Source organism: Pseudomonas sp. NPDC089918 (assembly GCF_050280605.1).
GTDB lineage: Bacteria > Pseudomonadota > Gammaproteobacteria > Pseudomonadales > Pseudomonadaceae > Aquipseudomonas.
Window position 1 is genome coordinate 1 of sequence record NZ_JBNNVP010000043.1, and the last position, 23,836, is coordinate 23,836.

The 23,836-nt window shown below is 53.9% G+C and carries 20 protein-coding genes and 1 pseudogene; 16 read left to right on the forward strand and 5 right to left on the reverse strand.

Annotated features, from left to right (window positions below; translation table 11 throughout):
- The 13 genes from ACQKPC_RS24510 to ACQKPC_RS24570 form a co-directional block, all read left to right on the forward strand.
- Positions 1–189 (forward strand): acyl-CoA dehydrogenase family protein (locus ACQKPC_RS24510; RefSeq protein WP_427626882.1); only part of this gene is annotated, 189 nt, incomplete at its 5' end.
- 10 nt (positions 190–199) lie between these two features.
- The gene (locus ACQKPC_RS24515; protein ID WP_427626884.1) at positions 200–1,045 is read left to right on the forward strand and encodes an FAS1-like dehydratase domain-containing protein; all 846 of its coding nucleotides are present in this window, start codon (positions 200–202) and stop codon (positions 1,043–1,045) included.
- Entirely contained in the window at positions 1,039–1,869 is an 831-nt protein-coding gene (locus ACQKPC_RS24520) for an HpcH/HpaI aldolase/citrate lyase family protein (protein WP_427626886.1), read from the forward strand. The genes ACQKPC_RS24515 and ACQKPC_RS24520 overlap by 7 nt, the downstream gene beginning before the upstream one ends.
- Positions 1,866–2,615, forward strand: coding sequence for an electron transfer flavoprotein subunit beta/FixA family protein (locus tag ACQKPC_RS24525; RefSeq protein WP_427626888.1), 750 nt, complete (start codon positions 1,866–1,868; stop codon positions 2,613–2,615). The genes ACQKPC_RS24520 and ACQKPC_RS24525 overlap by 4 nt, the downstream gene beginning before the upstream one ends.
- Positions 2,616–3,557 carry an electron transfer flavoprotein subunit alpha/FixB family protein gene (locus tag ACQKPC_RS24530; RefSeq protein WP_427626890.1) on the forward strand — a complete coding sequence of 314 codons (942 nt, stop codon included), beginning with the start codon at positions 2,616–2,618 and terminating at the stop codon, positions 3,555–3,557.
- A gap of 11 nt (positions 3,558–3,568) precedes the next feature.
- Complete coding sequence (locus ACQKPC_RS24535; protein WP_427626892.1) at positions 3,569–4,765, forward strand: acetyl-CoA C-acetyltransferase; 1,197 nt, start codon at positions 3,569–3,571, stop codon at positions 4,763–4,765.
- A gap of 18 nt (positions 4,766–4,783) precedes the next feature.
- Positions 4,784–6,019, forward strand: a complete 1,236-nt coding sequence (locus ACQKPC_RS24540; protein WP_427626894.1) for an acetyl-CoA hydrolase/transferase family protein — start codon at positions 4,784–4,786, stop codon at positions 6,017–6,019.
- 113 nt (positions 6,020–6,132) lie between these two features.
- On the forward strand, positions 6,133–6,336 hold the full coding sequence (locus ACQKPC_RS24545) for a hypothetical protein (protein WP_427626975.1): 204 nt from the start codon (positions 6,133–6,135) through the stop codon (positions 6,334–6,336).
- The gene (locus ACQKPC_RS24550; RefSeq protein ID WP_427626959.1) at positions 6,279–6,413 is read left to right on the forward strand and encodes a hypothetical protein; all 135 of its coding nucleotides are present in this window, start codon (positions 6,279–6,281) and stop codon (positions 6,411–6,413) included. Before ACQKPC_RS24545 ends, ACQKPC_RS24550 begins: the two co-directional genes overlap by 58 nt.
- A gap of 386 nt (positions 6,414–6,799) precedes the next feature.
- Positions 6,800–8,464, forward strand: a complete 1,665-nt coding sequence (locus tag ACQKPC_RS24555) for an electron transfer flavoprotein-ubiquinone oxidoreductase (protein ID WP_427626896.1) — start codon at positions 6,800–6,802, stop codon at positions 8,462–8,464.
- A gap of 98 nt (positions 8,465–8,562) precedes the next feature.
- The gene (locus ACQKPC_RS24560; protein ID WP_427626898.1) at positions 8,563–9,717 is read left to right on the forward strand and encodes an oxygenase MpaB family protein; all 1,155 of its coding nucleotides are present in this window, start codon (positions 8,563–8,565) and stop codon (positions 9,715–9,717) included.
- 173 nt (positions 9,718–9,890) lie between these two features.
- Positions 9,891–11,732, forward strand: coding sequence for a DUF1302 domain-containing protein (locus ACQKPC_RS24565; RefSeq protein ID WP_427626899.1), 1,842 nt, complete (start codon positions 9,891–9,893; stop codon positions 11,730–11,732).
- Positions 11,733–11,821: 89 nt separating this feature from the next.
- Positions 11,822–13,264, forward strand: coding sequence for an NAD-dependent succinate-semialdehyde dehydrogenase (locus ACQKPC_RS24570; protein WP_427626900.1), 1,443 nt, complete (start codon positions 11,822–11,824; stop codon positions 13,262–13,264).
- Between the two features lie 572 nt (positions 13,265–13,836).
- Here ACQKPC_RS24570 and ACQKPC_RS24575 read toward each other — a convergent pair.
- Together ACQKPC_RS24575 and ACQKPC_RS24580 are read right to left on the reverse strand one after the other, a co-directional pair.
- Positions 13,837–15,204 carry an MFS transporter gene (locus ACQKPC_RS24575; RefSeq protein WP_427626902.1) on the reverse strand — a complete coding sequence of 456 codons (1,368 nt, stop codon included), beginning with the start codon at positions 15,202–15,204 and terminating at the stop codon, positions 13,837–13,839.
- A 71-nt stretch (positions 15,205–15,275) separates the two neighbouring features.
- The gene (locus ACQKPC_RS24580) at positions 15,276–17,015 is read right to left on the reverse strand and encodes an IlvD/Edd family dehydratase (RefSeq protein ID WP_427626904.1); all 1,740 of its coding nucleotides are present in this window, start codon (positions 17,013–17,015) and stop codon (positions 15,276–15,278) included.
- Positions 17,016–17,182: 167 nt separating this feature from the next.
- On the opposite strand from ACQKPC_RS24580, the gene ACQKPC_RS24585 reads away from it, so the two are divergent.
- From ACQKPC_RS24585 to ACQKPC_RS24595, 3 genes are all read left to right on the forward strand, one after another.
- The gene (locus tag ACQKPC_RS24585) at positions 17,183–17,851 is read left to right on the forward strand and encodes a GntR family transcriptional regulator (protein WP_427626906.1); all 669 of its coding nucleotides are present in this window, start codon (positions 17,183–17,185) and stop codon (positions 17,849–17,851) included.
- A 678-nt stretch (positions 17,852–18,529) separates the two neighbouring features.
- Positions 18,530–19,531, forward strand: coding sequence for a threonine ammonia-lyase (locus ACQKPC_RS24590; protein ID WP_427626908.1), 1,002 nt, complete (start codon positions 18,530–18,532; stop codon positions 19,529–19,531).
- Between the two features lie 27 nt (positions 19,532–19,558).
- Positions 19,559–20,023 carry a RidA family protein gene (locus ACQKPC_RS24595; protein ID WP_427626910.1) on the forward strand — a complete coding sequence of 155 codons (465 nt, stop codon included), beginning with the start codon at positions 19,559–19,561 and terminating at the stop codon, positions 20,021–20,023.
- A 294-nt stretch (positions 20,024–20,317) separates the two neighbouring features.
- On the opposite strand, the gene ACQKPC_RS24600 is transcribed toward ACQKPC_RS24595, so the two are convergent.
- The 3 genes and pseudogenes from ACQKPC_RS24600 to ACQKPC_RS24610 form a co-directional block, all read right to left on the reverse strand.
- Entirely contained in the window at positions 20,318–21,082 is a 765-nt protein-coding gene (locus ACQKPC_RS24600) for a methyl-accepting chemotaxis protein (protein WP_427626961.1), read from the reverse strand.
- A gap of 93 nt (positions 21,083–21,175) precedes the next feature.
- Positions 21,176–22,207, reverse strand: a pseudogene (locus ACQKPC_RS24605) (cache domain-containing protein); the annotation flags it as partial.
- A 131-nt stretch (positions 22,208–22,338) separates the two neighbouring features.
- The gene (locus ACQKPC_RS24610; protein WP_427626912.1) at positions 22,339–23,646 is read right to left on the reverse strand and encodes an OprD family porin; all 1,308 of its coding nucleotides are present in this window, start codon (positions 23,644–23,646) and stop codon (positions 22,339–22,341) included.
- Between the last annotated feature and the right edge of the window lie 190 nt (positions 23,647–23,836).

The following is a 23,836-nucleotide window of genomic DNA, read 5'->3' on the forward strand; positions in this document are numbered from 1 at the left end:
GCGGCGAAAGCTTCCTGGGAAGCGGCTAATGCTTGCTTGCAGACTCACGGTGGCTTTGGCTTCGCCTGCGAATATGACGTGGAGCGCAAGTTCCGCGAAACCCGCCTGTATCAGGTAGCACCGATCTCCACCAATCTGATCCTCAGCTACATCGCCGAGCATCTGCTGGGCATGCCTCGTTCCTACTGAGGCCAAGGACATGACTGATAACGATCTGGGTGAGTTGCAGCGTTGGCTCGGTCGCAAGGAGCACTGCGAGGCGATGATCACGCAGCAGATGCTGGACGCCTACCGTGCCACACTGGCACCGCACCTGTGGGAAGTGGAGGGCATTGCGCCGCCGGGTCTGCACTGGTGTTTGGCGCCGATGACCGTGACGGCAGCGATAGACGAACTGGGTGAAGATGGCCATCCCCGTCGTGGCGGCTTCCTACCTCTGGTGCTGCTGCCGCGCAGAATGTGGGCCGGAGGCGAAGTGCAAACCCTAGCGCCTTTGCCTGTCGGCGAAATCGTGCGGCGTGAATCGACCATTTCCGACATCCGTTTCAAAGAGGGGCGCAGCGGCAAGCTTTGCTTCGTCACCGTGCAGCATGAACTGTCTTGTCGCGGAGCGGTCGCCATCCGCGAACGTCAGGACATTGTCTATCGGAACGCAACCTCAGCGGGCGGCGCTTTGGCTGGCAGTGAACCACCGCGAAATGGCGAGCCGCAAGAATGGGTGCAAACCCCCTCGACTTTGCTGCTGCGCTACAGCGCCTTGACGTTCAACGCCCATCGCATCCACTACGACCTTCCTTATGCCACAGAGGTGGAGGGTTATCAGGGGTTGGTTGTTCACGGCCCGTTGCAAGCGAGCCTGCTGTTCAATCTGGCGGCGCGGCATGCGCAAAAAGTACCCACGCGCTTTGGCTACCGGGGCATGGCGCCGTTAATCAGCGGGCAGCCATTCCGGATGGCAGTGTCCCGGCATCAGGAAAACAACCTGCGGGCATGGACCCAGGACGCTGAAGGCAAGCTGAGCATGGAGGCGAGTGCGGCATGCTGAATACACCGTTCCGACCTTTGATAGCACCACTGTTTGTTCCAGGCGACCGGCCCGAACGTTTCGCCAAGGCTGCCGACAGTGGCGCCGACGCGGTGGTTCTCGATCTTGAAGACGCCGTGGCTCCGGAAAACCGTGCAGTTGCACGATTGGCAGTGGCCAGTCATGGCATTGATAGGATCCCCGTCATCGTCCGGATCAACGCTACGAGTAGTGAAGATTTCCTGGCCGACCTGACCGCGCTACGTGACGCTGATGTTGATGGCTTAATGCTTGCCAAGGCGGAAACAGCGGCTGACGTAGGACTAATTCACGACCTGCTAGGACGTCCGGTTCCGATTATCCCACTGGTTGAAACCGCTGCAGCCTTTGACAATCTCGTTGGCCTACTGTGCGCTCCAGGCGTGGTTCAAGCAGCGTTTGGCTCGTTGGATCTGGCACTGGATCTGGGGTGTCAGCCGAACTGGCTGGCCTTGGCCTGGTGCCGTGGTGCGCTGGTCCTGCAATCCCGGCTGGCCGGGCTGGCCGCGCCGTTGGATGGCGTCTGTACCTCCATCGACGATCCCGCTCAGGTGAGTGAAGACGCACGGCTCGCGTGCGATCTAGGTTTCGGCGGCAAGCTGTTGATTCATCCGCGTCAGGTTGTCCCTGTGCGCAAGGCGTTTCTGCCCGACGACGAGGCCCTTCGCTGGGCACAAGCAGTCGTAGCGGCCATCGGCAGCGGTGCGGCCGTCAAGGTCGAGGGGGCGATGGTCGATCGTCCGTTGATCGAACGTGCCCACCGCATTCTTTCCCGATCCAGCCTTACTGGAGTAATCAAAGCATGAAAATTCTCGTTGCGGTAAAGCGCGTGGTTGATTTCAACGTAAAAGTCCGGGTCAAGGTGGACAACTCTGGGGTTGAACTGACCAGCGTGAAAATGGCCCTCAACCCGTTCTGCGAAATCGCAGTGGAAGAAGCCGTACGCCTGAAAGAGAAAGGTGTTGCGACTGAAATCGTCGTCGTCTCCATCGGCCCGTCCACCGCTCAAGAGCAACTGCGCACCGCGCTGGCTCTGGGTGCCGACCGCGCCATCCTCGTCGAATCCGCTGAAGACCTGACTTCGCTGGCCGTTGCCAAGCTGCTCAAGGCTGTTGTCGACAAGGAACAGCCTCAGCTGGTGATCCTTGGCAAACAAGCCATCGACAGCGACAACAACCAGACGGGCCAGATGCTCGCTGCACTGAGCGGCTACGGTCAGGGCACGTTCGCGTCCAAAGTCGAAATCAGCGGCGACACCGTTGCCGTGACTCGCGAAGTCGACGGCGGCGCGCAGACAGTTTCCCTGAAACTGCCGGCCATCGTCACCACCGACCTGCGTCTGAACGAGCCGCGCTACGCGTCCCTGCCAAACATCATGAAAGCCAAGAAGAAGCCTCTCGAAGTGCTGACTCCGGACGCTTTGGGCGTTTCCACCGCCTCCACCCACAAGACCGTGAAAGTCGAAGCGCCGGCTGCACGCAGCGCGGGTATCAAGGTCAAGTCGGTGGCTGAACTGGTCGAGAAACTGAAAAACGAAGCGAAGGTAATCTAAATGACTATCTTGGTTATTGCTGAACACGACAACAAAGTACTGGCCCCGGCCACGCTGAACACCGTTGCGGCTGCCGCCAAGATCGGTGGTGACATCCACGTGCTGGTTGCAGGTCAGGGCGCTGGCGCCGTGGCTGAAGCCGCGGCGAAAATCGCTGGCGTGGCGAAAGTGCTGGTGGCCGATAACGGTTGCTATGCACATCAGCTTCCCGAAAATGTAGCGCCGCTGGTAGTCAGCCTGGTCCTGGAGCAGCAGTCGATTTACAGCCATGTCCTGGCAGCCGCGACATCCAATGGCAAAAACATCCTGCCGCGCGTTGCCGCGCAGCTGGACGTCGACCAGATCTCCGAGATCATCTCGGTCGAAAGCGCTGACACTTTCAAGCGCCCGATCTACGCCGGTAACGCCATCGCAACCGTGCAATCGAACGCTGCGGTCAAAGTGATCACCGTGCGTACCACCGGTTTCGACCCGGTGGCGGCTGAAGGTGGTTCGGCTGCCGTTGAAGCCGTTGCGGCTGCTCACGACGCGGGCACTTCGAGCTTCGTTGGCGAAGAACTGGCCAAGTCCGAACGTCCGGAACTGACGGCTGCCAAGATCGTCGTTTCCGGCGGCCGCGGCATGCAGAACGGCGACAACTTCAAACACCTGTACACCCTGGCCGACAAGCTGGGCGCTGCCGTCGGTGCTTCCCGCGCCGCGGTCGACGCAGGTTTCGTACCCAACGACATGCAGGTCGGCCAGACCGGCAAGATCGTTGCGCCCCAGCTGTACATCGCCGTCGGTATCTCCGGTGCAATCCAGCACCTGGCCGGCATGAAAGACTCCAAGGTTATTGTGGCGATCAACAAGGACGAAGAAGCGCCGATCTTCCAGGTGGCCGATTACGGCCTGGTAGGCGACCTCTTCGAGCTCGTTCCGCAATTGCAAGCCGCACTCTGAGGAGAGATGAAATGAGAAGAGCAGCGATAGTTGCACCGCGTCGTACACCTGTGGGGGCATTCGGCGGAAGCCTTCGTGGTGTACCCGTGGAACGGTTGGGCGCCGAGGTGGTTAAGGCCATTCTGGGGCAGACACGTCTGGACCCGGCGCGCATTGATGATGTGGTGTTTGCCCAGTCCTACGCCAACTCCGAGACTCCCTGTGTCGGTCGCTGGATTGCCCTGGAGGCCGGCCTGCCGGTGAGCGTGCCTGGGATGCAGCTGGATCGGCGTTGCGGCGGCGGACTGCAAGCGCTGGCCACCGCTGCGATGATGGTGCAGACGGGTGCTGCCGATGTGGTGCTGGCCGGCGGTGTGGAGAGCATGAGCAATATCGAGTATTACACTACCGATATGCGCTGGGGCTCCCGTGCAGGATCAGTGACCCTGCATGACCGCCTTGATCGGGGCCGTGAACGCTCGCAACCGGAGCATCGCTTCGGCCATATCTCGGGGATGATCGAGACCGCCGAGAACCTGGCTCGTGACTACGGAGTCAGCCGTGAAGAATCCGACGCCTTCGCCCTGCGCAGCCAGCAACGTGCGGCGGCGTCTTGGGACGCCGGTTATTTCGACAAGGAGATCGTGCCCATCAGCGTGCCGCAACGCCGTGGTGACCCGGTGATCGTTACCCGCGATGAAGGCGTGCGCGCCGACACCACCGCTGAGAAGCTCGCTACCCTGCGTGCTCTGACCGCTGGCGGTACAGTGACTGCCGGCAATGCGTCACAGCAGAACGATGCGGCCGCCGGCTGCCTGGTGGTGGCTGAGGACAAGCTCGAAGAGCTGGGCCTGGAGCCCCTGGCCTATCTCGTGGGTTGGGCTGCGGCAGGCTGTGATCCGGCCACCATGGGTATCGGCCCGGTACCGGCTGTGCAAAAGCTGTTTGCGCGAACGGGCCTTGGCTTCGATCAGATGGACCTGGTGGAGGTCAACGAGGCGTTCGCCTGCCAGGTACTCGCGGTGCTCAAAGGCTTCGGCTGGAACGATCCTGACCGGCTTAACGTGAATGGTTCGGGGATTTCCCTGGGGCATCCAGTAGGCGCTACGGGCATGCGCATCCTCACTTCGGTCCTGCACGAACTGGAACGTCGCAAGGGACGCTACGCGCTGGAGTCAATGTGCATCGGCGGTGGCCAGGGCATGGCTGCGATCTTTGAGCGTGCCTGACATTAGAGAGCAATAACAATGATGGAAGAAATCAGCTTGCGGGCAATCGATTTCTCCTCCTTGATCCGCCCGGGTGACCGGGTGGTGTGGGGGCAGGGAGGGGCCGAACCACGGGCTCTAACCGAACGCCTGATGGAGCAGCGCAAGACGATTGGCGATTTCCGCGCGTTTGTGGGTCTGAGCCTTTCGGACGCGGTAAGCCCGGCTCATGCCGATGAGGTGCAGTTCCAGTCCTACTGTGGCGGCGGGCGCAATCGAGCCATGACGCGGGAGCAGCGACTGGAAATCCTGCCGTGCCATTACACCCAATTGAGCCGGGCATTGGCCCCGGTTGACGTATTGCTGCTCCAAGTGGCTGAAGGGCCCGACGGCTTGAGTTTTAGCATTGCCGCTGAGTACCTGGTGCCACTGGTGAAGTCTGCGCGCCTGGTCATTGCCGAAATCAATGACCAGGCGCCTTGGACATACGGTGAGCGCCTGGACCCGGCTGACATCGATCTGGTGGTTCGTAGCTCACTTCTTCCACTGGAGGTGCCGAACGCGACCGCCGGTGAGGTGGAAAAAGCAATCGCCCGGCACATCGGCGGGCTAGTGGAAGATGGCGCCACTCTCCAATTGGGTATGGGCAGCCTGCCGGAGGCGGTACTCGACGGGCTGCGATCGCACCGCAACCTGGGCATCCATTCCGGTGCTATCGGCGACAAGGTGGCGGAACTGATGGAACAGGGGGTGATCAACAACGCCCGAAAGACCATCGACGCGGGCGTTACGGTCGCCGGTGTACTGTTCGGGGGGCAGAGTATTTACCAATTCGCCCATCGTAATCGGCAAGTGCAGATGCGTTCGACCGCCTACACCCATGCATTGGAGGTGCTCGCCAGCATCGACCGACTGGTAACCATCAATTCAGCCATTGAAGTCGATCTCACCGGACAGATCAATGCCGAGGTGGCCGGGGGAGCATACGTTGGCGCAGTCGGTGGGGCGATGGATTTTATGCGCGGCGCACATGCCTCCCGTGGCGGTCTGCCGATTATCGTGCTGCCGGCCACGGCGCTGGGTGGATCGCAGAGCCGACTAGTGGAACGACTGTCGGGGCCGGTGAGTACGCCACGGGCGGACGCCGGCATCATCGTCACGGAGTACGGTCTAGCCGACCTGCGTGGCTGCAGCTTGCGTGAGCGCGCCCGCCGCATGACAGCCATCGCACATCCGGACTTTCGAGATGCGTTGGCACGTTCTGCGGGCTTGTAACAGAGAAGGTGATACGCAAATCCAGCATTTACGGCTGATTAACAGGCACACGTAAGCCTCATGTCTGATGCGAGTACGCCAACTCATAAGAATAATTATCCAAGGTGAAGTTCATGTCTTCTAATCAAAATGGAACCACCGCTGCATCAATCAGCCACGTGCAGTGGCGTGATTCGGTATACCGCAAAATCGCCTTTCGGTTGCTCCCTTGCCTGTTCGTCGGCTATCTGCTGGCCGGGGCGGCCGTGCCGGCACCGGACTGCTCAAACGCCGCAGCGAGGGACGTGTCGAAGACGAATACGGCGAAATGCCCCTGACTGCCAAGCAGCGAGTATCCCGCACGACCCTGACACTTACGGTACTTGTTGCCGTTGAGCGAACAATAGTCACATAAGACCGAGCTTCACTGGGCAGACTCCAAGGTCTACAGCTCAACCTGCATCGACAACTGCATGTTCAACGGCATGCTTAGCTAGCGTTTTGGCAGTCATGCACTGGGAGCGGCCTAACAGCAAATGAAGGGTGGCACCGGCTACCGGCTAAAGGGACCGACCCTTATCTGGACGCTGGTGTCTGGCGCCAATAAAGGTCGTGAACACGAGCGTGACATGGACATCGGATAGGCAACCCAGAGCGGCCCTCTGAAGAAGCGTGGTTTCAAATGGCGCATGCAGCTGCGACGCAATCTCGACCGGGCCATGGATGATTCCCGGCTTATCGTTAGTTACAGCCTACCGCTCTGGTGACAGACCGGGACGGCCATTTTATGAGGAGCAAGTAATGAACCGCGAATTTATGGAGTTCGACGTCGTCATCGTCGGAGCCGGCCCCGCCGGGCTGTCCGCCGCATGCCGTCTGAAACAGAAGGGCGCCGAAGCTGGCCAGGAAATTAGCGTCTGCGTGGTGGAGAAAGGCTCTGAAGTCGGCGCCCACATTCTCTCCGGCGCGGTATTCGAACCTCGCGCTCTGAACGAACTGTTCCCGGACTGGAAAGAACTCGGCGCACCGCTGAACACTCCGGTCAAAGGCGACGACATCTATGTGCTGACCAGCAGCGACGCTGACACCAAGGTTCCTGGCGCGTTCGTGCCCAAGACCATGCACAACGAAGGAAACTACATCATTTCCCTCGGTAACCTGTGCCGCTGGCTGGCCCAGCAGGCCGAGAACCTGGGCGTGGAAATCTACCCGGGCTTCGCTGCCCAGGAAGCGCTGATCGACGAAAACGGCGTGGTCCGCGGGATCATCACCGGTGACCTGGGCGTCGACCGCGAAGGCCATCCGAAAGACGGCCTGTACACCCCGGGCATGGAACTGCGTGGCAAGTACACGCTGTTCGCCGAAGGTTGCCGTGGCCACATCGGCAAGCAACTGATCAAGCGTTTCAACCTCGACAGCGACGCCGATGCCCAGCACTACGGCATCGGCCTCAAGGAAATCTGGGAAGTCGACCCGGCCAAGCATCAGCAAGGTCTGGTGGTGCACACCGCAGGCTGGCCGCTGGACATCATGGGCACCGAGAACACCGGTGGCTCCTTCCTTTATCACCTGGAAAACAATCAGGTGGTGGTCGGCCTGATCGTCGATCTGTCCTATGCCAACCCATATCTGTCGCCATTCGACGAGTTCCAGCGCGTCAAGCATCACCCGATCCTCAAGCAGTACCTCGAAGGCGGCAAGCGCATCAGCTACGGCGCGCGGGCAATCTGCAAAGGCGGCCTGAACTCGCTGCCGAAGATGGTCTTCCCGGGTGGCGCACTGATCGGCTGTGACCTGGGCACCCTGAACTTCGCCAAGATCAAGGGCAGCCACACGGCGATGAAATCCGGCATGTTGGCGGCCGACGCGGTGGCCGATGCGCTGATCGCCGGCAGTGAAGGCGGCGACGCCCTGAACGGCTACGTTGACGCCTTTAAAGACAGTTGGCTGCATGAAGAGCTGTTCGCCAGCCGCAACTTCGGCGCGGCGATTCACAAGTTCGGTCCGGTGCTCGGGGGCGCGTTCAACTTCATCGACCAGAACCTGTTCGGCGGCAAGATCCCATTCACTCTGCACGACAACAAGCCAGACTACGCGTGTATGAAGCTGGCGGCCGACTCGGAGAAGATCGACTACCCGAAACCGGACGGCAAGCTGAGCTTCGACAAACTCAGCTCGGTGTTCATCTCCGGCACCAACCATGAAGAAGAGCAGCCGTGCCACCTGAAGCTGAAGGATCCGAGCGTCCCGATCAGCGTCAACCTGCCCAAGTATGACGAGCCTGCGCAGCGTTATTGCCCAGCGGGTGTGTACGAGGTGGTGACCCAGGAAGACGGCGCCAAGCGCTTCCAGATCAACGCGCAGAACTGCGTGCACTGCAAAACGTGTGACATCAAGGACCCGTCGCAGAACATCACCTGGGTCACCCCGGAAGGTGCGGGTGGGCCGACGTATCCGAATATGTAAGGACAGCCTGAGCCTGCAAAACAGTAGAAATTTTGTCGAAATCGTATTATCATGAAACTGCATTTCATCAAGTGAAACAATAACAAGCAGGATGGCTCATGCAGAATTCACAATTGCTCAACGGTGGTGGCGTTCTGAATCGTGATCGCGCTATCGATCGGTTTGGAAAAGACAGGGTTTTGCTCATAGAGCGCATGCTGAATGTTGCAGACCCTGTTTCTGATGCCGCAGTAGCGGCTCTCCACATGAATTCGGGTTTTTCCCGAGCAGACCTCAACAGGGGGATTGCAAACGGTTTGGCCAGCTTGGCTGACGCTCCCGATGCAATTCAATGCCTGCTGCGGGAGTCTGAAACCATCCCGGACTGGATTGACGCCTCGAAATTCAGAGCTGGATCAGACACCTATTTGGCTGTGGGCGAACCATGGATTGGCTTGGCGTTGGGCCTGGGCGGGTTGCTTCACACTTATACCTCTCCCAGTATTGCTAAGGTGTTGATAGCCACTGATAACCTGAGCCAAAACACTGAACGTCGTATGCTGGAAACATCTCTGTGGCGAAACTCGGCTGTTTCGCGAGGTGGCTTAAATATTGGCGCTGATGGTTATGTAAGCACTATTCAGGTTCGAGTATTGCACTCTAATGTGCGTTTTGGGCTTTTACGCAAGGGCTGGGATGCGGAAAAGGTCGGGCAGCCAATTAACCAGGTTGAAATGCTGAGAACATGGCTCAGTACAATCGCTATTCCTATGCTGGCGCTACCTAAAGTTGGTATAGACTTTTCGACTGATGAAGTGGCGGTCCTGTTTAATATGTATCACTACATCGCGCATCTTATCGGTGTGTCTCCTGAGCTCTATCGATTAGTCGACGGGCTGCAAAGTGCTAAGGAGATGCTGGACTTGATTGATATGACATGTGGCCTTGTCAGTGATGACTCTCGAAAGCTGACGCACGCTTCTTTAGAGGTTGTGGCGAAAACAGTGGCGGCGTCAATGAGTTTGCCTGCATCCGTCGCAAAAGACCTGGTAAATGAGCTTTGCCTTGCATTTCATGGAGCAGAACTAACGGAAATGCTCGGCATTGAAAAAACACAGTTGGGGTCGTTAATTCCGGTATTTGCTGACGCTAACCGATACCGTCGTGCACTTGTAAGCAGTGATAAAAAATTGCTGGAGATGCAGGTTATAAAGACTCTTGATGTGCACCGTGCTCGTAGAGAAACTCTGGCGGGTAAAGCGGATTACCAATAGGTAGAGTTGTTATACGCCGGGCGCTGTACATGCTGTAGTTAGATAAGTGATGCCGTTATTCTTGGGTGCGGTTTTAGGTTCGGGTAGGTTTCTGAGTAAAAGCTCTTGTAGGCAAGAGCTTGGCGTTGTGGTGTGCGTATTTCTCAAAAAAAATATAAAAAAGAGAGTTTATTATGAATATAGCGATGCGACGTCTCTTTGTATGCCTTGCAACAGCGACGGTCTCTGGCGTCTGTGCGGAAAGCAGTTACGCTGTGCAGTTGAAGTTTGGCGATGGCTGGGAGGCAAAGATCGACAGTAGTGTTGCCGTTGGCGCTGGCTGGAGGACGGAGTCCCCAGATAAAAAACTGTTTACCAAGCTCAACGGCGAGAGAGTAGGTAAGCCGGGCGGCCAAGGGGGCGCGAACGTCGACTCCGGTAACCTCAATTATGATCGAGGTGATCGTTTTTCCACTCAATACAAACTGCTTTCGGATATTCAGCTGAGCAATGGTACTTATGGCGGTTTTCTCCGGTTAAAAGGTTGGTATGACGATGCCATGGAGAACGCTAGCGTGCATGCCGGGAACCAGGCCAACGGCTACCAGCGAGGTGCTAACCTGGATGACAGTGGAGCCTCGAGGTTGGCCCGCTACAAGGGGGTTGAGGCACTGGATTCCTATGTCTGGTCGAAGTTCGCTATTAATGATCGCCTCGCAGAGGCGCGTTTGGGGCGGCAGAGTATCCCTTGGGGAGGGAGTGTTTTCTTCCAAGGCATCAACCAGATCAACCCTTTAAACGTTTCAGCGTTGCGTAAACCAGGCGTTGATGTCCAAAAAGAAATGTTTGTGCCTATCTGGTCCGCCTATGGAAAGTTAACCAATATCCTGGGCGGGACGCTTGAGGCGTTTTATCAGCTGAAGTGGGAACCCAGCGTGATGGATTCGTGCAGCACTTACTGGGCACCTTTGGAAATGGGGCTGACGACGAAGTCAGGTTCGGCATGTGAGGGCGCTGCATTGTTGTCCGGAGCCACCTCTGAGACGCAATTTGCTAACGGCAATTATTTACCGCTGGGGAAGGGTAAAGATGGAAGTGACGGTGGGCAATTTGGTTTTGCTTATCACTTCTTGATTGACAGTATTGCCACCGACCTAGGACTTTATGCCACTCAAGTTAACTCGCGCATGCCCATTATCAGTGCTCGCATGGGGGATGATCCGCCGGGTGCTTTGCTTAATGGCCCTAAAGCGGTGGAGGCCATTGGCTTGAGTCCCGCAGAGGGTTTTTGGGCCTACCCTGATCACGTGCGAACCTTTGGTATTACGACCAAGACCAAGTTGGGCAGATGGGCCGTGGGCAGTGAATTGAGCTATACGCCAAATCAACCTGTTCAGCGCAATGCCAACGATATCGTACTCGCGATCTTTCAAGGTAAGGGGCCTCTAGCTGAACAAGCCTTAGCAGCCCGCCAGGCTGGGAATGGGACGGATATCGGGGGGTATGACCGCTTGAAAAAAGCTCAGCTGTTGGTTAACGGCGTGACTGCGCTTCCTCCTATGTTAAATGCGCAGAAAGGTTTGTTTGCGAGTGAAGTGGCTGTGCAATATACGGATGTCGGAGACTCTTTCTCAGGGATCCGTTATGGCCGGGGTTTTATATTCGGCAACGGTGCCCATGAAAGCCTCGGTGGAGGCGATTGCCTGAGTACGAACCCTCAGCCTGATGGATGTAAAGACGATGGCTATGTCACTAAGTTTTCTTGGGGGTATAGGTTGAAGGCGCAATTGGACTACAGCGTGGATTCCATTGCTGGCCTCTGGATCTCTCCAAATGTCTTTTGGGCCCATGATGTCAAAGGTTTTTCCAGTGATAGCCAACTGATTGAAGGGCGCAAGCAACTTGGGCTAGGCGTTAAGTTTTTCTATTCGTCTGTTGGTCTTGACCTTAACTACGTAACGTTTGCTGACAGTGCTAAATATGATCCTTTCCGTGATCATGATTATGCGAGTGCGGCGATTACCTATAGTTTTTAACGCACCTTCAATTGAGAGATATCTGAAGGCGCCCGTTTGGATAGACCGTTGCGGGCTTGCTTTTGGAGATAATATATCAGGAGGAAATGATGGGTGAGCATGTCAAGTTGTTGATTGATGGGAGCTGGTGTGACGGGGCAAATGCAATAGTCTTACCGTTAGTAAATCCGGCCATTGCAGAGACAATCGGTACTGTTGCTTGTGCCGCTGAAGCCGACCTGGAGAGGGCGGTGAACGCATCTCTTGAGGGATTCAAAGTCTGGAGCAAAAAAAGTGCATATGACCGTTCGGCGGTCATGAGGAAGGCTGCGCAGTTATTAAGGACGCGTAGTCAGGCCATTGCCGAAAAACTGACTTGTGAGCAGGGTAAGCCCATCAAGGAAGCGCTCGCTGAACTTCATGGGGCCGCTGATTTTATCGAATGGTGTGCAGAGGAAGGGCGCCGGGCATATGGCCGTATCGTTCCGTCAAGATCGGTTGTCGTTGAGCAGAAGGTCATCAAGCGTCCTGTAGGTCCTGTTGCAGCATTCACGCCTTGGAATTTTCCGGTTAACCAAGCGGTGCGCAAGATTTCGGGCGCGCTGGCGGCGGGCTGTTCAATCATTGTCAAAGGTCCTGAAGAAACGCCGGCAAGTTGTGCCGAACTCGTTAAGGCGTTCGTTGATGCTGGCTTGCCGAATGGGGCTATAGGCCTTGTATTTGGTGATCCGGCCTTGATTTCAAGTTACTTGATCAATCATCCAGTCATTAGAAAGATTTCCTTCACGGGCTCTACGGCTGTTGGGAAACTCCTAGCGTCACAAGCAGGGGCGCAGATGAAGCCCTGCACAATGGAGCTGGGTGGGCATGCTCCGGTATTGATATTCGATGATGCGGACCTGGATTTGTGCATCCCTGCGCTCAAGGCCGCCAAATATAGAAATGCTGGTCAAGTTTGCATATCTCCTACGCGGCTCTTAGCCCAGTCCGGGATATATGACGAATTCCTCAGCCGATTCTGCAGTGAAGTGCAGGCGATCAAGGTGGGAGATGGGCTTGCTCCTGATACCGAGATGGGGCCGGTTGTTAACGAACGCAGACTTGGCTCAATCATAGCTTTGATCGATGACGCGGTTGAACGAGGCGCCTCCCTCGCTGCAGGGGGTAGGAGGCATGGAGAGCGAGGAAGCTTTATTCAGGCGACAGTGCTCACTGACGTGCCACAGGATGCGCGGATAATGCACGATGAGCCTTTTGGGCCCGTGTCGCTGGTTAACAAGTTTGAGACCTATGACGAGGCCATATCTGAAGCCAATCGATTGAGCTATGGGCTGGCCTCGTACGTTTATACGCGCTCTCTGGCGAATGCAAGTCGAGTAGCTCAGGATATCGAGGCTGGAATTATCGGGATCAACCACCACGCTGTGGCTTTTGCTGAGACCCCTTTTGGTGGTGTCAAGGATTCCGGTTTCGGTTCTGAAGGCGGTAGCGAGGTACTCGATGCATATCTTGAGACGATTCTCATATCGACTTGTCATGGAAAGCATCAGTGAAAGTTAAACTGCTTCGAAGCAGAGTAAAGCGCGAGGTTGGTTGAACCGTTAGGTTGAGCCCGTATATCTTTAACGTTTACAGGATCATCAGTATTTATCTGCGTAGGCAGGGCCGGCAGAAATACCGGTAGCCCGAATAGGCTACCGTTTTCGCGGCCTGGATACACGCTGATCTGCTAGGCTAGAAACCAGATGATAAACAAGGTTCTACAACTCCTGATAGGACTCATGATCGCTCTACGCATCTGCAGCACGGGGACGGAATTCAAAATAGCCTGAAGAACATCGAGCGTGTGACGGCTGGTCAGCATGACGGCACTGATACCAAACCTAGGTTCACCTAAAGCATCAGCAATCAACTATGCCACAGCGGTAACGCTGTGATACTTCTGGCTGTCATCGATTGCCCATCCCGCTCGGCAGTCTCGCGAACTTGGCTCTGGTACTCGTTGAGGGGCGGCGGGTTTTCCCAATTGAGTGCAGAATATATTTGCATTAGCTCAGGAGTGCTCAATTTACTGATCGCCGCCACCGAAGCGGCAGGCAGTCCCCGCCGCTTCTTCAAACGGAACTTAGTTGGAAACAGGTCTTTTTACTTCCAGACCTTTGATAGCCCCGGAATCAGTCGTAGTGGATTCCGGTAACTCTAGTCGTTTGATCGGACCCATCACCACGAGGTAACAGAACATAGCGACCAGCGCGTTTGCGGCGACAAAGATCAGCGCTCCATTGAATGAGCCGGTTTGTTGCAAAATTAGCCCAATAACAATCGGCGTAGTGATCCCGGCAATGTTGCCAGCTGCATTAAACACACCACCACATAAGCCGGCGATGCGTTTAGGAGCAGTGTCCGACACTACCGCCCAACCCACGGCGCCGAAGCCTTTGCCAAAATAAGCGAAAGCCATCAGCATGATTATCAACCAGTCGGCGGATGCAGTGACGCATGCCACCATGCTCGTCGACATCAGCATGCCAATGACCATTGGTGCTTTGCGAGCGAAGGTCAGGGAGTAACCGCGCCGAACAAGGCTGTCGGAAAGGATCCCACCCAAGATTCCACCGGCAAAACCACAAAGTGCGGGAATGGAGGCGATGAAACCCGCTTTGAGAATAGACATCCCGCGTTCCTGAACCAGATAAACTGGAAACCACGTCAGGAAGAAGTAGGAAAGCGTATTAATGCAATATTGGCCCAGCAGCACCCCGATCATGAGTCGCTGACCCAGGACCTGACGGATGTCTCCCCAGCGCACCGGGTTTCGGCTTTCGGATTGCGCACCATGAGAGGATTCCACCAGGCCACCGCCTGCGCGGATCAGCGTCAATTCCTCAATATTGGCACGTGGGTGTTCATCGGGCTCGTGCATCACTTTCCACCACACGCCCGTCATAGCGATGCCCAGCAGACCCATTATGACGAAGACGGAGTGCCATCCGTAGTGATATGTCAACCAACCCATCAGTGGTGCGAACAAAACCGTGGCAAAGTACTGGGCAGAGGTGAAGATGCCCGCGGCGGTACCCCGTTCAGATGTCGGAAACCACGCGGCGGCGATTCGGCTGTTACCTGGAAAAGATGGAGATTCTGCTACCCCCACCAACAGCCTCAGGGTGAATAGTGTTGCGACTGCCCAAGTCACACTCATCCATCCGACAAACGACTGTAGCAACGTGAAGAATGACCATAGAAAAATACTCCAGGCATAGACGCGTTTAGACCCAAAACGGTCGAGCAGCCAACCGCCAGGGATTTGGCCTGCCACGTATGCCCAAGCGAAGGCCGAGAAAATTAGACCCATTTGCACCGGGGTCAGATTCAGGTCTTTTTGTAATGCGGAGCCGACAATGGAAAGGGTGGCACGGTCGGCATAGTTCAGAGTTGTAACAACGAACAAAAGCAGGAGGATTACATAACGCACACGGGTGGGTCTGGCCATCTCAAGTCACCTTTTTTTGTTTTTGTAAGGGACGCAGGAACGCCCGCCAATGGCGGGCTTTGGCGCAAGGTTCAGCTATCGCTCGCTGGTACCCTTGCGATCATGCGAGGCGCTCGCAAGAAAGCGAAATCGCAACCTTCGCCTGCCTGAGTGATTTGTTCAAAGAACAGCTTTCGGTAGCCGCGTTCTGCATCCGCCCGCGGCGGCGCCTCCCAGTCTGCCGCACGGATAGCCAGTTCCTCGTCAGACACCAGCAGTTGCAATGCACGTTCGCGCACGCTGAGGCGTATGCGATCGCCGGTGCGTACTAGCGCAAGGGGGCCGCCCAGTGCGGATTCGGGAGTGACATGCAAAACGACCGTGCCGGCGGCCGTACCACTCATGCGTCCGTCAGAAATGCGCACCATGTCTTTAACTCCGGCTTTGGCCAGCTTTTTTGGAATAGGCAAATAGCCGGCCTCGGGCATGCCGGGCGCACCAATCGGTCCAATATTTTTCAGGACGAGTACATCATCCGCCATGACGTCCAGATCAGGATCATCCATGCGCGCCACCATGTCCTCGATGTTCTCGAAAACCACAGCACGGCCTTCGTGCTCCATTAGCCGTGGATCAGCCGCCGATTGTTTGATGATTGCCCCATTAGGGGCGAGGTTGCCGCGAAGGTATGCGAGTCCTCCGACCGGATACAGCGGCCTATCAAAAGGTCTGACCACTTGCTGGACATGTTCAGGGTGCATCTCCAGTTCCTCGCCCAGCGTTCTGCCAGTGACCGTTAACGCATCCAAGTGAAGTAGAGGCCGCAATTCTTTGAGTACCGTCTGCAAACCACCTGCACGGTGAAAATCTTCCATGTAGAACTGCCCGGAAGGTTTCACATCAACCAGCATCGGTGTATCACGACTCATGCGGTCAACGGCTTGAAGATCAATTTCATAGCCCATGCGACCAGCGATGGCTGTCAAATGGATGATGCCGTTGGTCGAACCACCGATGGCCAGCAGCACACGTAGTGCATTCTCGAAAGCCTTGGGGGTGAGAATTTTATCGGGTGTCAACCCGGCGCGAGCCATCCTTACAGCTTCGCGGCCGCTGGCTTCGGCGATTCGCATACGGTCCGCGGTGACGGCCGGTGCCGAAGCGCCACCTGGCAATATGATGCCTAGTGCCTCGCCGATACACGCCATAGTGCTTGCCGTGCCCATCACCGAGCAGGTCCCCACGCTACCTACTAGTTGATTATTCAACTCGGTGATTTCCGCATTTTCTATTTCTTCTCCTCGATATTGAGCCCAAAAACGTCGGCAATCGGTGCAGGCCCCCACCCGCACGCCTCGATGGCCTCCGGTTAGCATGCTGCCGGTGACGACCTGGACTACCGGAACGTTGGCCGAGGCCGCGCCCATCAATTGGGCCGGAACCGTTTTATCGCAACCTCCAATTAGAACCACTGCATCCATCGGCTGAGCCCGGATCATTTCTTCGGTATCCATGGCCATCAAGTTGCGCAAATACATGCTGGTGGGCTGGGAGAAGCCTTCCGAAACAGAGATGGTTGGAAAATCGATAGGCAAGCCGCCCTCGAGCATCACCCCACGTTTGATTGCCTCAATCAATTGGGGTGCGTTGCCATGACATGGGTTATATCCGCTTCCCGTATTGGCAATACCGATGATGGTTCTGTCCAGGGCTTCATCGCTGTAACCCGCGCCCTTGATGAAGGCTTTGCGCAGAAACAGGGAAAAACCTGGGTCACCATACTGGGCGAGCCCTTTTTCTAGGCCGCAGGCTTTGCTATCTCGATTCGGCATGGCAAATTCCTATTGTTGAAGTTATTGTTAATAGAATTATTGATAATCCGTTTTTTAGGAAAGCACAGCACTCCGACCTGTGCAAAGAGAAATTTCTCTAATCGGTCGAGCGGTTGCTCGGAATATGTGGCAGGCTATTCATCAGGCAAGCAGGGTAGTAAGGATTCATGGCGGTTATCGAGAAGTTCAGCGCCTTTGAACAGGCAGTTCTTACACTGGAGGAAGAGATCGTTTTGGGTTTCCTCCACCCAGGCCAACGTCTGGTTGAAGATGAACTCTTGGCACGCTTCGGCTTGAAGCGTCATGTCATCCGGCAAGTCTTGGTTGAGCTGGAGCGGATGGGGCTGGTTGAGCGCAAGCGCAATATTGGCGCGGTGGTGCGTTCGTACAGCGCCAAGGAAGTCACAGACCTTTACGCCGTGCGCATGCTGCTCGAAGCGGAATGTGCCCGTTTAATCGTTTTCCCTGTCCCTGAGCAGGCGATGGAGCAATTGAAGCAAATCCAAAAAGCTCACGACACCAGCGTTCAGCGCTGCGACCTTCGTAGTGCCTTTCGCGCGAACATGCGCTTTCATCGCCAAGTGTTTTCCCTTTCCGATAATCAGATTCTGGTCGATGCGATACAGCACCATGCCCAACGCTGTCACTCCATACGCTCTTATTCACTGGTTTTTCCCGAGCAGATGGAGCGTGCACGCCAGGAGCACTGGGACATTATCGAGGCGATCAGCGTTGGGGATACAGAGCGTTTGGTAGAACTGTGTTCAGCACATTTGATACCAGCCCGTGATATTTACCTCAGGCTTTACCACCAACGGACCAAAATGATTGGATGACTTACGTTTCAGCACATTTTCAATAATTTCTGAGTCACCCATCACCTAATTAGCTTTTCTGCGTTAGCTTTTTGCGCAAGATGTAGAATTCTTGCATGCCTGTTAATTACTCATGCCTATTCGACGACCTATAACGCGCGGACGGACAAGGGATGCGATGCGAAACGCCTTAGGCGCTGTCGCGAGTGCTCCGGGATCGCACCGGTTATGCCATGTCTGTGTTTATTCAACTCCTAATTAAATTCTAGCAATTGAGTCTGGGGTGATTTACCAGCAATCAAAACATCAGATTTGAATGGTGTGCCGCTAATTGAATACAGTCTATTGATATAATTGTAAGACTGCTCGTGATGCTACGTAACCCAATGTTTTTAACTGAGCTATTCAATTTCGTTCTATCTGATAGATGATAAGTCACCTGCCTGGCAGCAGACAACAATGGTAGTTTAAAATCAACATTCTTTACAGTCTATGGCTGAATTAGAGACCTTGGGCTATATCTATCTAGATATATGGTTAGCAGCTTTCTGTGGGTTGAGCGAATGTAAAAAAGATTTTTATAGCAAAATAGCATATGGGCGGGCCATTACATCGGATTTAGGTGGAATAATATTTTTTTATGGCTTTCAAGCTAAATCTACTAGTTGGTTGTGTGAACTTTAAGTTTGGAGGGGTGTGATGTCGATATTCAGTATGGATTTGATTAGGGAAGCGGCAGAGCAGTTGTCTACCCAAGTAATAAAAACGCCTTTGCTTAACTCGCCAGTTTTGGATTCGTTGGTCGGTGCAAATGTGTATGTCAAAGCTGAGTGTTTGCAGAAGACGGGCGCATTTAAGATTCGCGGCGCACTATTCAAAATGATTTCGCTCACTTCTCAACAGCGCAAAAGTGGAGTTATTACATACTCTGCCGGAAACCATGGAAATGCGGTATCTGCGGCTTCCAAGGTACTTGGATGCTCAGCCGTAATAGTAATGCCGAGTGACTCCCCCAAGATAAAACAGGATAACTGTCGTTGGTGGGGATCAGAAATCGTCCTTTATAATAAGCAAACTCAAGATCGAGAGGAGGTAGTGGCAGAGCTCATAGAAAGCAGGGGGCTTACATTTATTCCGCCTTTTGATGATGACTTTGTAATGGCTGGCCAGGGCACCGTAGGGGTCGAAATTTCTGATCAGCTTCAAGCTCTTGGTAAAGTGCCGGATTCGTTACTCTTGGGGTGCAGTGGTGGAGGCCTCGCTGCTGGCGTAATCACTGTAATTAATAATAATTACCCATTGGCTAATTGCTATTTGACTGAAGCAGAAGGCTATGAAAAGTGGTCATTATCATTAAAAAGTGGTAAGCCTGAGAAATTAAAGACTCTGTCGCCTACGATAATTGATGGAATTGCGGGTCCGTCCGTCGGAGTCAAACCGTTTGAGGTTCTGAAAACAAAAAACCTTAACTGCACCGTTGCTACCGAGCAAGATGTGTTCGTTGCTATGAGTGCAGCATACCGTCATCTGAAAATAGTTGTAGAGCCAGGTGGCGCCGCTGCGCTTGGAGTTTTAATAAGAGAAAAAGAAAAATTTCACGGTCAGACTGTTGTAGTCGTATGCTCAGGAGGAAACGTGGATCCTGACGTGTTCACCAAGGCTCTAAATCATGGGTGGATTTCTTCCGCTGTGAATCAATAGTTTTATCAACTAATTGGAGGAGGTAAAATGGATGAAGTGTTGCGTCGAATCGATGAGCTGGGTCTGGCGTTGCCAGGCCCTAATATAAAGGGTGGAAACTACACCCCCTTCACGATTCACGGAGATCTACTATTCGTGGCGGGGCAGGTGTGCTTAAGAGACAATATTCTGCAATACAAAGGAACTGTGGGTGTCGATCTTTCAATGAAAGAGGCTCAAGATGCCGCGTCAATTTGTGCGCTAAATCTGCTTGCAATAGTGAACCAGGCTTGCAATGGTGACTTTAGTAAAGTTAGGGTCTTGAAAGTTAATGGATTCATAAAGTGCCTCCCGGCCTTTGAACAGCAGGCAAAGGTGCTGGATGGTGCATCTGATCTGTTGGTCTCGGTTTTTGGCGAAGAGCGCGGGAAGCATGCTCGTGCTGCTATTGGTGTAACAGCATTACCTCGTGGCGCCCCTGTGGAAGTCGAAGCGGTATTTGCGTTACGTTAAGTTAGCTGCACAATATTGTGGTCTTTAAATTGTTTGTAGGATGCGACAATATAACCCAAATGCTGAGGTCTATTGATACAGAGAGCTTTTCTCTTTTTTGATGTCCATGTCAGTCAGGGTTTTGGTTCGTTGGCTCAGTAAAAAAACTGCCGCCCTATTTGGTTGGGCGGCAGGTGTTTGGTGTGTTGCTCAGTTTCTTGTGCATATGTTTGAGGTGGCAATCTACACAATATTATCTATATAGGCTCTAAGAAAAAAACCGCACTAAAATTGGAGTATTTGTTAGCGTGTTCCTTATATTTTGAAGCCTAGTACTATTTTTTGAAGTGTGAGTGCTTCACTCTCTAAGGATCTACAGGCGTCAAGTGTTGTACACAGGTTAACTACTCCCTTTTCAATAAGTATGTTTATGTCTGTCACATCCACATTTATTGCCTCGACAACATAGCTCTGTTCTTCTGTTGCAGTAGCTATCGACTGATTTTGATTGTCTATTTGACCAATTCGTGTCGTTATAATCTCAAGTCGGTCTCCAGCATCCTTAGCGATTTTCATACTGTCGGTGCTTCGTCGTTGACTGTCCACCATCAATGTTACGGCCTCAAGCGACCCTGCTTGAAGCTCCTCAATCATTTGCTTGATTTGCTGAGCCGAACTTTGTGTTCGCTGAGCAAGACTTCTTACCTCATCTGCGACAACTGCAAACCCTCTTCCAGCGTCACCCGCTCTAGCAGCCTCAATAGCCGCATTAAGTGCCAATAAGTTAGTCTGTTCAGATATTCCTCGAATGACTTCAAGGATTACTCCTATGTTTGCCGTTTTGCTATGTAGAGCTTCTATATGCTTACAAGATAAGGCGATCTTTTGCGAAAGTACTTGCATTGCCAGTAAGGCTTGATGAAGTGTGGATTTTCCCAGCTCGACCTGTTCCCGTGCGGATGAAACCTCACCTGCAGCGTGTGTCGCATTGCCAGCTATTTCGTGAGAAGCTGCACCAAGCTCGTTTATGGCGGTGGCCATGCTATTCGTCCGCAATGCTTGAGTATCTGATTGTTGCATTGACTCGGTAGACGCTGACAAAACTTGTTGGCTCACGCCATAGAGTGAAGTGGTGCTTTGAGCCACATCCCGTATTGAACTATGTATACGCTCGATGAATCGGTTAAAAGCTTTAGCCAAAATACCAAATTCATCTCGACGGTGCTGGGGTAGTCGCTGGGTTAGGTCCCCATCCCCCTCGGAGATATTAACCATTGCCTGGGTTAGTAGGAGCAAGGGGGCCAGCAACGCTTTCATCAGAAGTCCGAGTGAAATGGTTATCATCGTCACTGCCACTATCGTTGCGGCTATTGCGATGTCACGTGAGCGACTAACTGGTGCAAAAGCTTTTTCTGCATCAATGGATAAAACCAGATACCAATTGGCGGATTTTAGGCCTCGTATTGGAGTGAATAGTACGATCTGAGAGCGTCCATCACGTTTGGTGTCACTGAATCCGGCCGTTATCGCAGGCGTATTTTCAGGGAAAACATCTTGAAGTTTTTTCAGTATTTCTTCAGGTCTTGAACTTACTAGTACTTTTCCGTTTTCATCAACCAGTAGAGCATCACCTAATCCACCTACATTCAAGGATTTGATAATGTCCACAAGTGCGGTCAGCGTCAGGTCTCCTGCAAACACACCTTCAAGTTTATTGTTACGCAACAAGGGGGCCGCGACTGTCACTCCAAGACTTCCACTCGTAGAAAAAATATAAGGTGGAGTAATTATGGTGTAGCTAGAGGTGGCGGCGGACAGGTACCAGGGTCTGGAGGTTGGATCATATCCCGCGGGTACAGACTGATTAGGGTGTATGGTGAACTTCTTATCCGCTTGTCCATAGTACACTTTTTCAAAAATATCTTTAAAAATTTTCTGCTCTAACACGGTTTGTAATATTAGGGGAGTGCTGTCCTTCTCCAAGCTTTGCGTAGTAGCCTCAATCAATTTGATACGAGTATCAAGCCAATAGGATATGTTCTCCGCGGTTAGTTTTCCTACTTCAATCAAAGACGCGTCTAAACTGCTGCGAATACCTTGCTTTTGAATGTAGGAGCTAAAGCTCGCGAAGCCCGCAAAGGCTATTGATACGATCAATGAAGTTGCTAAAAGTACTTTATGGACGAAGCGTAGGTTTGTGATCATCGCAGGCCTAATCTCCCTGAAACCGGTTGGTATATTTAAAATATAAAAAAGCGCTGGTTAAGTGCCAGCGCTGAGGCAGAGCGACCAGACTAGAATCCTCGAAAATGCGCGCAGTACTTTACGGTATTAAATTAGAGAAGCAGAAGGCTGTAACTTACAAATACCCGGTTCTGATCTTGGTCACGCGCCGCTTCGCTGTTGGACTTGCCATTACGCCATCCGAATCCGACCCCTTTAAGCGAACCGGACTGAATCACGTAATCCAGGCTGATGTCCCGCTCCCATTCCTTCTGGGTGTCGCCAGAGGTGGTCTTGATATCGTCGCCGCTGAGGTACATGACGGACGCTTTCAGGCCGGGCACCCCCATGGCGGCAAAGTCATAAGCATACTGGCCGAAGGCTGTGCGCTCGCCCGCACGAGTGAAACTCTGAATCAAGCGATCGGTATACAGGTACAGGCTGGTCCCGCCGGCACCCTTGTTGGCCAGGCCGCCCTGATTGAGCTGCGTGAAGTTGCTGCCACTGGAAACGCTTTGATAACCCGCTGTGAGGCCATGGCCACCCACCGTGTAAATCAGCGCGGCGCTCCAGGTTCGATTGTCGATCTCGCCATCATTGCCTTGGGTGTAGCCGCTGATTTTGTAGCCTGAAGTGCCTGAGCTGTTTTTACCGGATGAATCGGTCTTGAAGTAGCGCAAGTCGGTTTTCAGCGATTGACCGTCCGCGATTGCCAGCGTGTGGATCAGGCCGAAAAACTGCTGGGTGTAGTAGTTGTCCAGGTTGGCGTAGTAATACTGGGCGGTCAGGTCCTTGGTGATTTTCCAGTCGCCGCCGGCGAAGTCGAACGCGTTGCTTTCACGGGTGCCGCCGGTGGCGGCCAACCCGGTCTGATCGCTTGAGCCCCGACCTGTTGCATGTTCGATTCGGCCTCCTGTGAGGGTCAAATCCTTGAACTCGCCCGAGGTGATCTGGCCACCTTCGAAGGTCTGCGGCAGCAGTCGGCCGTCGTTGGAGACGAGGATTGGAAGTTTGGGCATCAGCGTGCCCAGGCGCAGTTCGGTTTTCGAGACTTTGACCTTGCCGGTCAACCCCAATCGGCTCCATTCGTCGACAGCGCTGTTATCACTCTCTGAAGGAATCATCGAGCTGCCGACGTGACGTCCCTTGCCACTGTCCAGCGTAATCCCCATCAGGCCCAGTGCGTCGACGCCAAAACCCACCGTGCCATCGGTGTAGCCCGACTTGTAATCGAGCATGAAACCCTGTGCCCACTCTTCGGTTTTCGAAGGCACGGCCGTGCCGTCGCGGTTGTCGTTATTGAAGTAGAAATTTCTCATCCCCAGGGTGGCTTTGCTGTCACTCAGGAAGTCGGCGTGCGCTTGGGTACTGAGGGCAATACCACCAAGCATGAAGATTGCGACTGTTTTTTTATTGTTCATCAATAGCGCTCCGTCTTTTTGTGTTAGGCAACATCAGCAAGTGCAAGAGCTTTCCAGTCCGTCACGATAGAAGTGGAGGATCTTCAGAAGCCTTGTTTTTTTGTGTAAATAGCACGAGGATGTAAAAATTATTATTTGATGTGAGGTAATTCGTAGTTAATGTCAGTCCTTTTGTCTTTCTGTTGTATGA

Excerpts from the sequence above, each read along its gene's own strand:
- ACQKPC_RS24515 (WP_427626884.1), top strand. The coding sequence starts at position 200 with ATGACTGATAACGATCTGGGTGAGTTGCAGCGTTGGCTCGGTCGCAAG.
- ACQKPC_RS24520 (WP_427626886.1), top strand. The coding sequence starts at position 1,039 with ATGCTGAATACACCGTTCCGACCTTTGATAGCACCACTGTTTGTTCCA.
- ACQKPC_RS24525 (WP_427626888.1), top strand. The coding sequence starts at position 1,866 with ATGAAAATTCTCGTTGCGGTAAAGCGCGTGGTTGATTTCAACGTAAAA.
- ACQKPC_RS24530 (WP_427626890.1), top strand. The coding sequence starts at position 2,616 with ATGACTATCTTGGTTATTGCTGAACACGACAACAAAGTACTGGCCCCG.
- ACQKPC_RS24535 (WP_427626892.1), top strand. The coding sequence starts at position 3,569 with ATGAGAAGAGCAGCGATAGTTGCACCGCGTCGTACACCTGTGGGGGCA.
- ACQKPC_RS24540 (WP_427626894.1), top strand. The coding sequence starts at position 4,784 with ATGATGGAAGAAATCAGCTTGCGGGCAATCGATTTCTCCTCCTTGATC.
- ACQKPC_RS24545 (WP_427626975.1), top strand. The coding sequence starts at position 6,133 with ATGTCTTCTAATCAAAATGGAACCACCGCTGCATCAATCAGCCACGTG.
- ACQKPC_RS24555 (WP_427626896.1), top strand. The coding sequence starts at position 6,800 with ATGAACCGCGAATTTATGGAGTTCGACGTCGTCATCGTCGGAGCCGGC.
- ACQKPC_RS24560 (WP_427626898.1), top strand. The coding sequence starts at position 8,563 with ATGCAGAATTCACAATTGCTCAACGGTGGTGGCGTTCTGAATCGTGAT.
- ACQKPC_RS24565 (WP_427626899.1), top strand. The coding sequence starts at position 9,891 with ATGAATATAGCGATGCGACGTCTCTTTGTATGCCTTGCAACAGCGACG.
- ACQKPC_RS24570 (WP_427626900.1), top strand. The coding sequence starts at position 11,822 with ATGGGTGAGCATGTCAAGTTGTTGATTGATGGGAGCTGGTGTGACGGG.
- ACQKPC_RS24575 (WP_427626902.1), bottom strand. The coding sequence starts at position 15,204 with ATGGCCAGACCCACCCGTGTGCGTTATGTAATCCTCCTGCTTTTGTTC.
- ACQKPC_RS24580 (WP_427626904.1), bottom strand. The coding sequence starts at position 17,015 with ATGCCGAATCGAGATAGCAAAGCCTGCGGCCTAGAAAAAGGGCTCGCC.
- ACQKPC_RS24585 (WP_427626906.1), top strand. The coding sequence starts at position 17,183 with ATGGCGGTTATCGAGAAGTTCAGCGCCTTTGAACAGGCAGTTCTTACA.
- ACQKPC_RS24590 (WP_427626908.1), top strand. The coding sequence starts at position 18,530 with ATGTCGATATTCAGTATGGATTTGATTAGGGAAGCGGCAGAGCAGTTG.
- ACQKPC_RS24595 (WP_427626910.1), top strand. The coding sequence starts at position 19,559 with ATGGATGAAGTGTTGCGTCGAATCGATGAGCTGGGTCTGGCGTTGCCA.
- ACQKPC_RS24600 (WP_427626961.1), bottom strand. The coding sequence starts at position 21,082 with ATGCAACAATCAGATACTCAAGCATTGCGGACGAATAGCATGGCCACC.
- ACQKPC_RS24610 (WP_427626912.1), bottom strand. The coding sequence starts at position 23,646 with ATGAACAATAAAAAAACAGTCGCAATCTTCATGCTTGGTGGTATTGCC.